Annotated in this window: 12 protein-coding genes; 4 read left to right on the forward strand and 8 right to left on the reverse strand. The window is 71.8% G+C overall.

Annotation, left to right across the window (positions count from 1 at the left end; genetic code table 11):
* Positions 1 to 148: 148 nt before the first annotated feature.
* From OWM54_RS31250 to OWM54_RS31260, 3 genes are read right to left on the reverse strand one after another with little or no spacing between them, the layout of a single operon-like run.
* A complete protein-coding gene (locus OWM54_RS31250; RefSeq protein ID WP_267699842.1) occupies positions 149 to 406 on the reverse strand; it encodes a DUF3006 domain-containing protein in 258 nt (85 codons plus the stop codon).
* Positions 403 to 1,671: a ComEC/Rec2 family competence protein gene (locus tag OWM54_RS31255; RefSeq protein WP_248541927.1), complete on the reverse strand. Its 1,269-nt coding sequence runs from the start codon at positions 1,669 to 1,671 to the stop codon at positions 403 to 405. Before OWM54_RS31255 ends, OWM54_RS31250 begins: the two co-directional genes overlap by 4 nt.
* Positions 1,668 to 2,879 (reverse strand): ComEC/Rec2 family competence protein, encoded by a 1,212-nt coding sequence (locus tag OWM54_RS31260; protein ID WP_267701184.1) that lies wholly within the window; start codon positions 2,877 to 2,879, stop codon positions 1,668 to 1,670. The genes OWM54_RS31255 and OWM54_RS31260 overlap by 4 nt, the downstream gene beginning before the upstream one ends.
* Before the next feature lie 114 nt (positions 2,880 to 2,993).
* On the opposite strand from OWM54_RS31260, the gene deoC reads away from it, so the two are divergent.
* From deoC to OWM54_RS31280, 4 genes are all read left to right on the forward strand, one after another.
* A complete protein-coding gene (gene deoC / locus OWM54_RS31265) occupies positions 2,994 to 3,824 on the forward strand; it encodes a deoxyribose-phosphate aldolase (protein WP_267699843.1) in 831 nt (276 codons plus the stop codon).
* Positions 3,825 to 3,839: 15 nt separating this feature from the next.
* On the forward strand, positions 3,840 to 4,232 hold the full coding sequence (locus tag OWM54_RS31270) for a TraR/DksA family transcriptional regulator (RefSeq protein ID WP_046715601.1): 393 nt from the start codon (positions 3,840 to 3,842) through the stop codon (positions 4,230 to 4,232).
* A gap of 67 nt (positions 4,233 to 4,299) precedes the next feature.
* Positions 4,300 to 6,027: a phospho-sugar mutase gene (locus tag OWM54_RS31275; RefSeq protein ID WP_267699844.1), complete on the forward strand. Its 1,728-nt coding sequence runs from the start codon at positions 4,300 to 4,302 to the stop codon at positions 6,025 to 6,027.
* A 73-nt stretch (positions 6,028 to 6,100) separates the two neighbouring features.
* Positions 6,101 to 6,739 (forward strand): hypothetical protein, encoded by a 639-nt coding sequence (locus tag OWM54_RS31280; protein ID WP_267699846.1) that lies wholly within the window; start codon positions 6,101 to 6,103, stop codon positions 6,737 to 6,739.
* Positions 6,740 to 6,745: 6 nt separating this feature from the next.
* On the opposite strand, the gene OWM54_RS31285 is transcribed toward OWM54_RS31280, so the two are convergent.
* From OWM54_RS31285 to OWM54_RS31305, 5 genes are all read right to left on the reverse strand, one after another.
* Entirely contained in the window at positions 6,746 to 7,900 is a 1,155-nt protein-coding gene (locus OWM54_RS31285; protein ID WP_267699847.1) for a sensor histidine kinase, read from the reverse strand.
* A 348-nt stretch (positions 7,901 to 8,248) separates the two neighbouring features.
* Positions 8,249 to 9,178 carry an ABC transporter permease gene (locus OWM54_RS31290; RefSeq protein ID WP_267699848.1) on the reverse strand — a complete coding sequence of 310 codons (930 nt, stop codon included), beginning with the start codon at positions 9,176 to 9,178 and terminating at the stop codon, positions 8,249 to 8,251.
* On the reverse strand, positions 9,171 to 10,316 hold the full coding sequence (locus OWM54_RS31295) for an ABC transporter permease (RefSeq protein WP_267699849.1): 1,146 nt from the start codon (positions 10,314 to 10,316) through the stop codon (positions 9,171 to 9,173). Before OWM54_RS31295 ends, OWM54_RS31290 begins: the two co-directional genes overlap by 8 nt.
* Positions 10,309 to 11,778 (reverse strand): ABC transporter ATP-binding protein, encoded by a 1,470-nt coding sequence (locus tag OWM54_RS31300; protein WP_223748180.1) that lies wholly within the window; start codon positions 11,776 to 11,778, stop codon positions 10,309 to 10,311. The genes OWM54_RS31295 and OWM54_RS31300 overlap by 8 nt, the downstream gene beginning before the upstream one ends.
* A 53-nt stretch (positions 11,779 to 11,831) precedes the next feature.
* Positions 11,832 to 13,019, reverse strand: coding sequence for a BMP family lipoprotein (locus OWM54_RS31305; RefSeq protein WP_223748181.1), 1,188 nt, complete (start codon positions 13,017 to 13,019; stop codon positions 11,832 to 11,834).
* Positions 13,020 to 13,097 lie beyond the last annotated feature (78 nt).

Below are 13,097 nucleotides of genomic sequence, written 5' to 3' on the forward strand. Positions count from 1 at the left end.
GGAGAACGGTGCTCGGCCGCTGCGCTGGGGAGGCCACCTGCGAGCCTCGCGTCGCCCCGCGCATGAGGCTCAGGCGCCCGCTGGACGGTGGACCTCGGTGCGTCCGAGGCCCAGCGCGCCATGGGCTCTGATTCGCGTCGCACCCCGCTCAGAGGTCGAAGTCGCCCGGTGGTGGCGTCCTGCCCTTCTTCGCCCGCTCACGGGCCGCGCGGACCTCCTCGCGCAGCGCCTCGGTGGCCTCCGGGTCCACCGTCATCGTGTCCAGGTGGATGACGTCGCCTTCACGCGCGCCTTCAGGGAGCGAGGCGAGGGGCCTGGTCACCTCACGCCCGTCCACGACGAGCACGGCGACTTCATCCTCGATGCGGTCCAGAGTGGCCCGCGACTGGGTCGGTTTCTTCTTCACGGGTTGCAGTCCTGCGCGGGCCGCCGCTCACGAATGGCCTCCTCGCGCGTCTTGTAGATGATGAGGTTCTCGGCGTGGATCTTCCGCGCGCCGTCGCAGTCGGGGATGTGGAATTTGTCGCGCTTGCGGCTCGCGTGGTACGGCCCCTTGTACTTCTTGTTGTTGCGCTCCTCCTTGGGCGGAGCCGCTGGAGCCTCGGTCGTCTTCACCGGCTCGACGGGCACCTCCTCGACGACGGGCTTCTTCTCGACCAGGGGCTTGCCGGCCCAGAAGTCCGGGAGCGGCGTGGGGCCCTGGCCCACCAGCGTGTAGCGCATGTCGCTGGGCGTGCCCTGCTTGAGCCGCTGCGGAGAGATGACCAACGACTTGCCGTCGCTGACCACCTGCACCTCGCCGTGCTCGTCGGTGCGGAACACCTCCAGGTGCGCGGCCTTGAGGCGCTCCAGTGTGGCGGGCGCCGGCGCCTTGAACGCATTGCCCGCGCCCACGGAGATGACGGCGGCGCGAGCCCCCACGCGCGTGAGGAACGCCGCCGTGGTGGCGGTATCGAGCCCGTGCGCCCCCACCTTGAGCAGGGTGGACTGCACTGGCACTTCACGCGCGAGCAGGTACTCCTCCGTCTGCGCCAGCGCATCACCGGTGAACAGCACCGACGTCTCGCCGTACGACAGGCGCATGACGATGGAGTTGACCTCCAGCGCGGCCGAGGGCGCGTCCAGCAGCGGCTCGCTGGGCGCACGGGGCCACAGGATGGTCAGCGATACGCCGTCCCCCAGGTTGATGCGCTGGGGCGCGTTGGGCGTGGACGTGGGCGGCGCGGGGGAGACGACCTGCACCCGGCGCTCACCGAGCTTCGTGAGCAGCGCGTCGTAGTCCGGCGGCGCGGTGGGCAGCTGCGGCTCCATCAACTGGCGGGCCCCCACCCGGCGCAGCACCGCGTCCAGCGCGCCGTGGTGGTCCACGTGGGGATGCGTGAGGACCACCAGGTCCAGGGGCTTGGTGAGCAGCTCCGGCAGGCGGTTCACCAGGTGCCGGGAGGCGCTCTCAGGACCCGAGTCCACCAGCACCGTGGTGCCGTTGGGCGCCACGATGAGCGCCGCGTCCCCCTGGCCCACGTCGAAGAAGTAGACGCGCAGCTTCCCGTCCGGGGCCGCGCCGAAGTAGCGCCGGGCCTCCGGGGCTCGGGCGGCGGGGTCCGGCGCGGGCTCCTTGCAGGCCCCCAGGACGAGCAGGGTGCCCAGCAGGGCGAGTAGGCGCGAACTCATGGATGGCAATCCTCGGAGGGGCGACGCTCGCGCAGGGCGGCTTCGCGGTTCGGGTACACGGTGCGCTCCGACTTGGAACGCTTCAGGGTGGAGCACGTCTCGCGGTGGAATACCTTGCTGCCCTTGAGGCCGATGTAGCGCTCCTGGCCCTCGGAGCCGCCTCGGGACGAGGCTCCACCCGTGTCGTCGCGGGATTGTCGCGCACCGGCCCCCGGACGTTTCGTCTCGGGCGCCGGGGGCGGCACCAGGACGGGGACGGAGGGAGCGAGCCCCTGGCCGCCGGACACCACCACCATGGCGCCGTCGCCTCCGTGGGTGCGCAGCGTGACGGTGTTGCCGTCGCTGGCCGCCACCACCTCGCCGTCCCGGTCCGTGCGCAGCACGTGCGCGCCCACCGCGCCCAGGCGCTCCAGCGTCTCCGGTGCGGGGTGGCCATAGTCGTTCTTCGCCCCGCAGGAGATGACGGCGGCCTGGGGCTTCGCGGCGGCGAGGAACGCGGCGGTGGAGGAGTGACGGCCTCCGTGGTGCGCCACCTTCAGCACGGTGGTGCTCAGGTCCAGCCCCTTCTTGAGCAGCATGCCCTCCGTGTCCGGCTCCGCGTCGCCGACGAGCAGGAACGCCGTCTTCCCATACGTCAGCTTCGCGACGATGGAGTTGGAGTTCGCATCCGAACGCGTCCCGACGAGGAAGGGCTCCTTCGGCGCGCGAGGCCAGAGCACGGTGAGCGAGACGCCCTCGCCCAGGCCGATGGTGAGCAGCCCGTTGGGGGACGAGGGGCCCGGCTCCGGGTTCATCACCTGGCCCACCGTGTCCCCGACGACCTCCAGCAGGTCGCGGTACGCCTCGCTGGGGTGGTCGAAGCCGGGGTCCATGAACCGCCGGGCCCCAATCGTGCGCAAGGTCTGCGCGAGCCCACCCAGGTGGTCCAAGTGCGGGTGCGTGAGGATGACCAGGTCCAGCGGCCCGTTCACCAGCTCGCGCAGCCGCTTGTTGAGCCGCTCGCGCGCCTCGGGCGGGCCGCCGTCGATGAGCACCGTTTTGCCCGTGGGCGAGATGACGAGGGCCGCGTCGCCCTGGCCCACGTCGAGGAAGTGGACCGTCAACGGCTTGTCGGACGTCGCGGTGAGAGGGGAGGGAAGGCCCGCGGCGAGACCCGGCAGCGTGGCGAGCAGGAGGGCGAGGAGAGGGAACCAGCGGAGACGGGACATCACGAGGGGGACTCTACCGCCACGCTCCCACCCTCGGCACGTCAGGTGTGCGCGGGAAACGAACGACTCTCCCGAGCGCTTCCCGAGGACCGCGAAGTGGGCTAAGGGGCCGCCATGTCCGACTCCAAGGACCTCTCCAAGTTCGTCGAGGAGCTCGCCGACCAGGTCCGCCGCCACGTGTCCGAGTGGACGGCCACCCGGGAGGACTCGCCCGGCGAGTTCCCTGTCGACCTCGCTCCGCCCGCAACGGCCCGCGTGGACCCGGCCTCCATCCGCTCGGCCGCGGACCTGGCGCCGTACATCGACCACACGCTGCTCAAGCCCGAGGCCCGCGCCGAGGACGTGGCGAAGGTGGCCCGCGAGGCGCGTGAGCATGGCTTCGCCACCGTGTGCGTGAACAGCGCGCAGGTGGCCACCGCGGCGAAGGTGCTCGCCGGCTCCAGGACGGTGCCCATCGCCGTGGTGGGCTTCCCCCTGGGCGCCAGCCTCTCCTCGGCCAAGGCCTTCGAGGCGCGCGAAGCCATCCGCGCCGGCGCGCGTGAAATCGACATGGTGCTCAACGTCGGCGCGCTCAAGGCGCGCGAGCACGCGCTCGTGTTCCAGGACATCCGCGCGGTGGTGGACGCGTGCCGTCCGGTGCCGGTGAAGGTCATCCTCGAGACGTCGCTGCTCACGGACGAGGAGAAGGTCTTCGGCTGCCTGCTGTCGAAGTCCGCGGGCGCCGCCTTCGTGAAGACCTCCACCGGCTTCGGCTCGGGCGGGGCGACGGTGGAGGACGTGGCGCTGATGCGACTGACGGTGGGCGAGGGCGTCGGCGTGAAGGCCTCCGGCGGCATCCGCTCCTCCGAGGACGCGCTGAAGATGCTGCGCGCGGGCGCCAACCGACTGGGCGCGTCCGCGTCGGTGGCCATCGTCAACGGGCAGGTCTCCACCGCGAAGTACTGAACCGGCGGGCCCTCGATGAACGCGAAACAGCGAGACGAACTCAAGGCCCTGCTGCTGGCGCTGCACTCCGAGCTGACGGAGAAGGTGCCGGCGAAGATAGAGCCCAACCGCACCGACGATGCGCGCATCGGCGGCGACGAGGACGAGCAGCCCCTCAACGAGATGATGCAGGCCATCGCCTCCAACCGGAACCGGAACATGGACGGCGTGCTGGCCCGCGTGCTCAAGGCGCTGGGCAAGCTGCGCGACGAGCCGGACTCCTTCGGGGACTGCGAGGAGTGCGGCGACGAGATTCCGCTCGGTCGCCTCAGGGCCATGCCCTACGCCGAGCTGTGCGTCACGTGCCAGGGCGGCAAGGACGGCCCCAAGGGCCGCGCCACCCGCCGCAAGCTCACCGACTACTCCTGAAACCCCACAGGCGCCCGGGCACGACGTCGCGTGCGCCCTCTTTCGAGACACGAGGCAACGAGGCTCCATGAGCGACAGCGGATTGAGAGAGCGGGCAGAGGCGTGGCGCCTGGCGGACCCGGACCCCACCACCGCCGAGGAGCTGGCGCGGCTGCTCGCCGCCAATGACGAGGCGGAGCTGGCGGACCGCTTCGTGGGGGACCTGGAGTTCGGCACCGCGGGCCTGCGCGGCGTGCTGGGCGCCGGTCCCAACCGGATGAACCGCGCCGTGGTGCGCCGCACCACCGCGGGCTTGGCGCGCTACCTCAAGGCGCAGGTGCCGGACGTCGCCACCCGGGGCGTGGTGGTGGGACGGGACGCGCGCCGGCTGAGCGCGGAGCTGGCCGAGGACACCGCCGCCGTGCTCGCCGCCGAGGGCATCCCCGCGCACGTCTTCCCCGAGCCCGTGCCCACGCCGCTCACCGCGTACGCGTGCCTGAACCTCAACGCCGCGGCCGCCATCATGGTGACGGCCAGCCACAATCCACCCGAATACAACGGTTACAAGGTGTACTGGGGCAACGGCGCTCAAATCATCCCCCCGCACGACACGGGCATCGCCGCGGCCATCGCGAAGGTGGAGCCCGCCAACCGGGTGCCGCTGCTCGCGCCGGACGCCGCGCGCAAGCAGGGCCTGTGGCGCGACCTGCCGGACTCGATGGGGGATGAGTACCTGCGCGCCATCCTGGGCCTGCGCGTGCACAAGAAGGGCTCGTCGACGCTGTCCATCGTCTACACGGCGATGCACGGGGTGGGCGGTGTCTGGGCGGAGCGGGCCCTTCGCGACGCGGGCTTCCCGCGCTTCACCCCGGTGGCCGAGCAGCAGCAGCCGGATGGGCGCTTCCCCACGGTGCGCTTCCCCAACCCGGAGGAGCCCGGCGCCATGGACCTGTCGCGCGCCACCGCCGAGCGCGTGAAGGCGGACCTGGTGCTCGCCAATGACCCGGACGCGGACCGGCTGGCCGTCATGGCGCGCGAGTCCACGGGCGGCCTGCGGATGCTCACCGGCAACGAGGTGGGCGTGCTGCTGGGGCATTATCTCCTGACCCAGGGGACCCAGCGCGCCCGGCCGCATGTCGTCACCACCATCGTCTCCTCCACGCAGCTGGGCGACATCGCCCGCTCGTTGGACGCCGCCTATGACGAGGTGCTCACGGGCTTCAAGTGGATCGCCAACCGCGCGCTGGAGCGCGAGCAGGCCGAGGGCACGCAGTTCGTCTTCGGCTACGAGGAGGCGCTCGGCTACACCGCCGGCACCGTGACGCGCGACAAGGACGGTGTCGGCGCGGCGCTCGTCATGGCGGACCTGGCCGCGTGGTGCGAGGCGCGGGGCACCACGGTGCTCGGGTACTTGGAGGAGATTCAGCGCAAGCACGGCCTCTACGTCGGCGCCCAGCGCAACGTCACGCTGCCGGGTGCGGCCGGCGCGCAGGCCATCCGCGGCATCATGGACGCGTTCCGGGCCCGGCCTCCCTCGCACATCGGTGGCGAGGCGGTGCGCGCGGTGCTCGACTACCAGCGCGGCGTCAACGGCCTGCCTCCGTCCAATGTGCTCGCGCTGGAGCTGGAGGGCGGCGGCCGCGTCACCCTGCGTCCGTCCGGCACCGAGCCCAAAATCAAATACTACTTCGAGCGCAAGGAGACGCCCGCCGCGGGCGAGCCCCTGGCCCAGGCCCGCGCGCGCGCCGAGTCCCGGCTGACCGCCTTCATCGATGCCTTCGTGGCCCTGGCCCGTGAGCGGGGCCAACCCACCTGAGTCCTGAATCACTCCTCAACTCCACACCCCTGGCCGCGCGCAGTCGCTGCGGCCCCTCACCGAAAGGCATCGTGTGAAGCGCCTCGTCCCTGGACTCCTCCTCGCTTGTCTCCTGGCCCTCCCCGGCACCGCGCTGGCGCGTGGGCAGGGCTGGTCCATCCTCGCCGCCGACACCCTGGGGCGGGGCAACACGGCCTTCTCGGGGCAGATTGGCTGGCCGGGCCTCACCCTGGGCGTGCTCCACGGCACGTCGGAGAAGGTCGATATCGGCGGCAAGTTCAGCTTCAACTGGGGCCGTGAGGGCTGGGTGCGCCACACCTCTCCCGGCATCAAGCTGCAGGGCTGGCTGCGCGTGGAGCTGGCGAAGACGAACAACGTGTCCTTCGCGCTCACCTTCCAGCCCGGGCCGCTCTTCTACTTCGATGACGGCGACACGGACGTGGGCCTGGCGCTGCCCGTGGCCTTCGTCGTGGGCATCCCCGTCAGCAGCGCGCTGATGGTGAACGTGGGCCTGGACATGCCCTTCCACGTGTACTTCGGCCGGAGCATCGGCCCCGTCATCCCCATCCTGGTGGGCGGCGGCCTGGAGTACTTCATCGACAGCAAGCTGGCCGTGTCCTTCAACCTGCGCATGGGGCCCGCCCTCATCCCCGACTGGGACGAGAGCGAGTTCGCCATGGAGGCCCTCTTCGGCATCGCCTACCGCTTCTAGGCGCGGCTACCAGGAGGACGTCTGCTCGGGCAGCTCCACCGTGAAGGTGCTGCCCAGGTTGACCCGGCTCTGCACCGTGAGCTTGCCGCCCATGGACTCCACCAGGGCGCGCGCCACGGTGAGGCCCAAGCCAGCGCCCTTCTCCGGCGGCTTCGTCGTGTAGTAGGGCTCGAAGACGGCCTGCAGCTCGTCCTCGAAGATGCCGATGCCCGTGTCCTTCACGAAGAGGCGCGGGCCGAAGTCGCCGAACATGTCCGGCATCTCCACGCCCACGTGGATGCGGCGCGGGCGGTCCATCACGCACTCCACCGCCTCGGCCGCGTTGGCGAGCAGCTCCACCAGCACCTGCTCCAGCTGACGGCGGTTGAACACCACCGCGATGGGGTCCTCGGGCAGCACCACCGTCACCTCGGCGGTGAGCAGCCGGCCGTTGTCCCGCAGGCGCTCCACCACCGCGGGGACCAGCTCCCGCAGGTCGAAGCGCTGGATGTCCTTGGGGTTGGTGGGGCCCAGCGACAGCAGGTGCTGGCCGTACAGCCGCATCTGCTCGCCCGCCACGCCCAGCTTCTTGAGCTCCTCGGCGTCCGGCGGCAGGCCCTGCACCGCGCGCTCTCGCACGTGCCCCAGCGCCCGCTGCAGGCCCTCGCCGATGTGGCCCAGGTTCTGCGCCACGTCCGCCGCCAGCGTGCCCACGCGCGCCAGCCGCTCCATCTCCACCCAGCGGGTGCGCGGGTCCAGCAGCTCCTCGGCCCGCTGGCCACCGCGCTCGCGGTGCGCCTTGAGCTCCAGGAGCGTGTGCACGCGGACCTTCAGTTCCAGCGGGTCCAGCGGCTCGGTGGTGAGCAGATCATCCACCCCGGCCTCCAGCACCTGACGCCGCGTCTGGCGGTCCGCCCGCCGCGTCAGCATCAGCACCGGCACCGGAGGCCCGCCCAGCTCCGCCTGGAGCCGGCGATAGGCCGCGAGCCCGTCCGTCCCCGGCCGCTCCACGTCCAGGAGCACCAGGTCCGCGGGCTGATGGGCCTGCGCCCCGCCCGCCGGCAGCACGTCATAGCCCGCCGGGGCCAGGATGGAGCACAGCCGCTCCATGCCCTCTGACTCCACGTCCACCGCCAACACGCGGGGGCGATACGCCTCGGTCGTTCCCGTCGTCTCCAGCATCACCCACCCCCGCCGTGTTGACCGGGCCGACCGGGCCCGGGGTTCACAAGGAGTCCCTACGAACCTTGCGTCTGAATGGATGAAACCTCCCCCCGGTGGCCTCCTCCATCCCGGCGCGGCCCGACACTTGGGCTACATGCCAGTCGCGTGCCGGACCGTGCGTCGACGCTCTGTGTCTCAATCCCGGAGAAACCCGGAGATCACCCCAGTAACGGCAGGGGGTTGGAGTGTCGGCTTCCTCCATTGCCCGAAGGAGCCGACGTTGGCCACCCGACACCTGGGTGTCACCCATGACCAAGAATCATTTCATACCCGGGTGTAGAAGGACACCACCTGGGTATTCGAGGCTCAGCGGGACTCCTGCTCGTATGGGACGCCGAGTGCGGCGGGGGTGCTGTTTCGCTGTCCCTGGAGCGTGAGGACCACGAGGGTGAGGACGTAGGGCAGGGCGAGCAGGACGCCCTGGGGCACGACGTCCAGGAGGCCCGGGGCGCTGGAGGCGAGGCCGATCCGGAGCGCGTTGCCGAAAGCGAAGAAGGCGGCGGCGAGGAAGGCGCCCAGCGGCGTCCAGCGTCCGAAGACCATGGCGGCCAGGGCCATGAAGCCCAGGCCCGCGGGGGTGTGCTGCTCGAAGCGGTCCAACACGGTGGTGGAGAGCACCGCGCCGCCCAGGCCCGCGAGCAGTCCGCCGCCCAGCACCGCGCCCCACCTGAGCGCGGGGACGGACAGGCCCAGCGTGGCGACCGCGTGGGGCTTGTCGCCCACGGCGCGCAGGCGCAGGCCCAGCGGCGTGCGCGTCAGGACGAGCTGCAGGAGCACGGGGAGCAGCAGCGCCAGGTACGTGGGCGCGGCGTGGCCGGAGAGCGCGCCCAATATGGGCACGGACGACAGCCCCGGCAGCTCCCACGTGGAGAGCTGCTGGATGGAGGGCGTGCCGTTGGGGCCGAAGTGCGTCTCCAGGAGGAAGGTGCCGCCGGCCAGGGCCACCAGGTTGAGGGCGATGCCGGACACCACCTGGTCCGAGCGCCAGCGGATGCACAGGAAGCCGTGCACCGCCGCGAGCCCCGCGCCCGCGAGCATGCCCATGACGACGGCCAGGGGCGTGGGCATGACGAGCGCGGCCACGGCGGCGCAGAAGGCGCCCACGCGCATCATGCCCTCGACGCCGACGGCCACCACGCCCGCGCGCTCGGAGAGCACCGCGCCCAGCGCGGCGAAGACGAGCGCCGGGGCGGCGTCCAGCGTGGCGAACAGCAGCCGATGGAGGACCTCAAGCATGGGGCACCTGCGCGGTGGGCGCGGCGGGCGAGGCGACGGGGGCGGGCGCGGCGCGCCGGCGCAGCACGGCCAGCCAGATGAGGCGGCCTGCGACGAAGAGCAGCGCGAGGCCCTGGATGAGCTCGGGGAAGCTCTTGTGCACGTCGAGCAACTGCATGCGCGTGCCGCCCGCGCGCAGCACGCCGAAGAACAGCGCCGCGGCGCCCACGCCCAGCGGATGGTTGTTTCCGATGAGCGCGATGGCGATGCCGTCGAAGCCGTAGGGCGCGCCGAGCGTGCCCGGGTAGCGGCCCTCGGTGCCCAGCACCAGCACCGCGCCGGCCAGGCCCGACAGTGCGCCGGCCAGCGCCATGGCGAGTCCCGCCCGTCGCGCCACGGGGATGCCGGCGGCGCGCGCGGCCTCGTCGCCCAGTCCCACCGCGCGCGTCTCGAAGCCCGAGCGCGTGCGCGTCAGCCACGCCCACACCGCCACCGCGGCGAGGGTGGCCAGCACGAAGCCCAGGTTCAGTCGCGAGGCGTCACCCAGCAGGCGCGGCAGCGCCGCGGTGGGGTGGATTTCGGCGGTGCCGGTGATGGAGGCGCCGGCCTCCGCGGTGCCGCGCAGTGGGCCCACGACGAGCCAGTTGTCGACCAGCCGCAGCGCCACCCAGTTGAGCATGATGGTGGAGATGACTTCGTGCACGCCCCGGTAGAGCCGCAGCAGGGCGGCGATGCCCGCCCACGCGGCTCCGGCCAGCGCCGCACCCAGCAGCGCCGCGGGGATGTGCAGCACGCTGGGCAGCGCCACGTGCGCGCCCACCACCGCGGCGGCGAGCGCGCCCAGCAGCATCTGCCCCTGCGCGCCGATGTTGAACAGGCCCACCTTGAAGGCCACCGCCACCGACAGCCCGGTGAAGGTGAGCAGCGCGGCCTTCATGGCCGCCTCGCCCAGCGGACGGGTGAGCACGGTGGCCGGCGCGTCCTCGAAGAGGAAGCGGGGCCAGTCACCCACGCCGCCCCAGAGCATCTGGAGGTACGCCGCCGTGGCCGTGGCGAGGCCTCCCTCGTCGCGCGTGAAGGCGATGAGCAGCCAGCACACCAGCAACGACAACAGCACCGACAGCACCGACGGCAGGGCCTGCCGCGTGCGCTCACCCATGGCCCGGCTCCGCTCCCAGCATGCGACGTCCCAGCTCCTGCTCGTCGTACTCGGGCCGGGTGAACTGGCCCGTCACGCGCCCCTCGAAGAGCACGTAGACGCGGTCCGCCAGCGCCAGCACCTCTTCCAGGTCCAACGACACCAGCACCACGCCGGTGCCCTGGGCCCGGGCCTCGCGAAGCCTCGCGTGCACCTGGGCCACCGCGCCGATGTCCAGGCCTCGCGTGGGCTGCACCACCACCAGCAAGCGGGGCCGCGCGTCCAGCTCGCGCGCCACCACCACCTTCTGCTGGTTGCCTCCGGACAGGGCCTGCAGCGGCAGCGTCGGCTCCGGCGGGCGCACGTCGTACGCGGCGAGCAGCTCCGTGGCCCGCGCGCGACGTCCGTCGAAGTCGATCCACGGCCCCTTGGCGAAGGGCGGCCGGTTGTGCCGACCCAGCGCGATGTTCTCCTCCACGCTGAGCGCCTTCACGACCGCGCGGCGCAGCCGGTCCTCGGGCACGTGGCCCACGCCGCGCTCGCGCGCCTGGGCGGGCGTCAGGTGCGCCAGCTTCCCTCCGAGCAGCGTCCCGGTGCCCGACGTCAGGGGACGCAGGCCCGTGAGCACCTCCGCCAGCTCGCGCTGGCCGTTGCCGTCCACGCCCGCGATGCCGACGATTTCGCCCGCGCGCACCGTGAGGTCCACGCCCTGGAGCGCGGGCCGGCCGTTGTCTCCCTGGGCCTGCAGCCCCGACACCTCGAGCAGCACCTCGCCCGTGGAGGGCGTCTCGGGGGCCTGCGTGGCGGTGTCCGTCGGAGCGGCGCGCGCGGTGTCGCCCACCATGAGGGCGGCGAGCGCGCTCGCGGAGGTGTCCGCCGGGCGCACCTCGGAGACCAGCCGTCCCCGGCGCATCACGGCGATGCGGTCCGCCACACCGAGCACTTCCTTGAGCTTGTGGCTGATGAGCACCACCGAGCGCCCCTGCTCGACGAGGCCGCGCATCACGCGCGCCAGCTCGTCGGCCTCCTGGGGCGTGAGCACGGCGGTGGGCTCGTCGAGGATGAGCACCCGCGCGCCCCGGTGCAGCGCCTTGACGATCTCCACCTTCTGCTGCGAGCCGACGGTGAGCGTGTCCACCCGGGCCCGGGCGTCCAGCGCGAAGCCGAAGCGGGCGCACGTCTCGGACACCTCCGCGACGGCGCGCTCGTAATCGAACAGGCCCCGGCGCGTGGGCTCGCGGCCGAGCACCACGTTCTCCGCCACCGTCAGCGTGGGCACGAGCATGAAGTGCTGGTGCACCATGCCGATGCCCCGGTCGATGGCGTCGCGCGGGCTCTTGAGGCGCACGGGCGCGCCCTCCACGGACACCTCACCCGAGTCCGGGTGATAGAGCCCGTAGAGGACGTTCATCAGGCTGGACTTGCCCGCGCCGTTCTCGCCCACGACGGCGAGCAGCTCCTTCTCGCGGATGTCGAGCGACACGTCGTCCAGCGCCGTGACGGCGCCGAACCGCTTCTGGATGTGCCGGAGGGAGATCAGGGCGCGGCGGCCTGGAAGGAGGCGAGGTCCGCCGGGACGGAAGGCACCTGGATGTCGCCGGAGATGATGCGCTGGCGCAAGGCCTCCACCTTCTGGAGCGCCTCCGCCTTGCCCGGGAAGTCCACCCGCACCTCGGCCATGGCCACGCCGTTCTCCTTGATGCCCAGCACCTGCTCGCTGGCGGTGAACTTGTCGTCCACCAGGTCCTTGGCCGTCTGGTACACGACCAGGTCCGTGTGCTTCAGCATGGAGGTGAGGATGGCCTCCGGCGCCACGTGTGACTGGTCCGAGTCCACGCCGATGGCATAGACGCTCTTGCCCGCGGCTCGCGCCTCCTTCACCGCCTGGATGACGCCGATGCCGTCCGAGCCGGCCGCGTGGAAGATGACGTCCGCGCCCTTGGCGATGAGGTCCTGGGCCACCTGCTTGCCGGCGGCCATGTCGTTGAAGCTGCCGGTGTAGACGGACATCAGGGCCTGGGCGGCCTCGGGCTTCGTCGTCTTCACGCCCGCGCGGTAGCCCACCTCGAAGCGCTGGATGAGGGGCACCTCGATGCCGCCCACGAAGCCCACCTTGTTCGTCTTCGTCACCAGCCCCGCCAGCGCGCCCACGAGGAAGCTGCCCTCGTGCTCCTTGAAGAGGACGGTGCGCACGTTGGGCAGCTTCAGCGCCTTGCCCTGCGAGTCGAGCACCTGGCTGTCGATGAGCAGGAAGCGCGCCTTCGGGTTCTCCTGGGCGGAGGTGCGCACGGCGTTGGCCAGCAGGTAGCCGTTGCCGATGGTCAGCTGCGAGCCCCGGTCCACGAGCAGCTGGAGGTTGGGGATGTAGTCCTCCTGGGCCTTGCTCTGGAGGACCACGGGCTGGATGGGCAGCGGCTTCAGGGTGGCGGCGATGGAGGACAGGTGGGCGGGGAGCGACTTGCTCACCTCGTCCGGGGCCGCGTCCACGTACTTGCCGCCCTCATAGCGCTTGCCGGCGGCCCACAACTCCAGGCCGCGCAGGGCGGCGTCGTTGAAGGAATGGTCACCCCGGCCGCCCACGTCGATGACGAGGCCGACGGGGAGGGGCTTCTTCGCCGCCTGCTGGGAGGTGGCGGGAGCGCCCGCGGGGGGCGACTCCTCCTTGGACTTGGTACAGGCGCACAGGAGGGCCGTGAGGGCGAGGACCTGGAGGCGAAGCATCATGGCTGGCTATCTACCAGATGCGGCGGCGCCTTTCGCGGAAGTGCATGGGGGGCCTCGTTCCTGGTATGGGCAGTCCCC

Origin of the sequence: Myxococcus sp. MISCRS1, assembly GCF_026626605.1 — a bacterium.
In the GTDB taxonomy this organism is placed as follows: domain Bacteria; phylum Myxococcota; class Myxococcia; order Myxococcales; family Myxococcaceae; genus Myxococcus; species Myxococcus fulvus.

Coding starts and splice junctions, on each gene's coding strand:
- OWM54_RS31285 (WP_267699847.1), bottom strand. CDS start 7,900: ATGCTGGAGACGACGGGAACGACCGAGGCGTATCGCCCCCGCGTGTTG.
- OWM54_RS31290 (WP_267699848.1), bottom strand. CDS start 9,178: ATGCTTGAGGTCCTCCATCGGCTGCTGTTCGCCACGCTGGACGCCGCC.
- OWM54_RS31295 (WP_267699849.1), bottom strand. CDS start 10,316: ATGGGTGAGCGCACGCGGCAGGCCCTGCCGTCGGTGCTGTCGGTGCTG.
- OWM54_RS31305 (WP_223748181.1), bottom strand. CDS start 13,019: ATGATGCTTCGCCTCCAGGTCCTCGCCCTCACGGCCCTCCTGTGCGCC.
- OWM54_RS31275 (WP_267699844.1), top strand. CDS start 4,300: ATGAGCGACAGCGGATTGAGAGAGCGGGCAGAGGCGTGGCGCCTGGCG.
- OWM54_RS31270 (WP_046715601.1), top strand. CDS start 3,840: ATGAACGCGAAACAGCGAGACGAACTCAAGGCCCTGCTGCTGGCGCTG.
- OWM54_RS31255 (WP_248541927.1), bottom strand. CDS start 1,671: ATGAGTTCGCGCCTACTCGCCCTGCTGGGCACCCTGCTCGTCCTGGGG.
- OWM54_RS31260 (WP_267701184.1), bottom strand. CDS start 2,879: ATGTCCCGTCTCCGCTGGTTCCCTCTCCTCGCCCTCCTGCTCGCCACG.
- deoC (WP_267699843.1), top strand. CDS start 2,994: ATGTCCGACTCCAAGGACCTCTCCAAGTTCGTCGAGGAGCTCGCCGAC.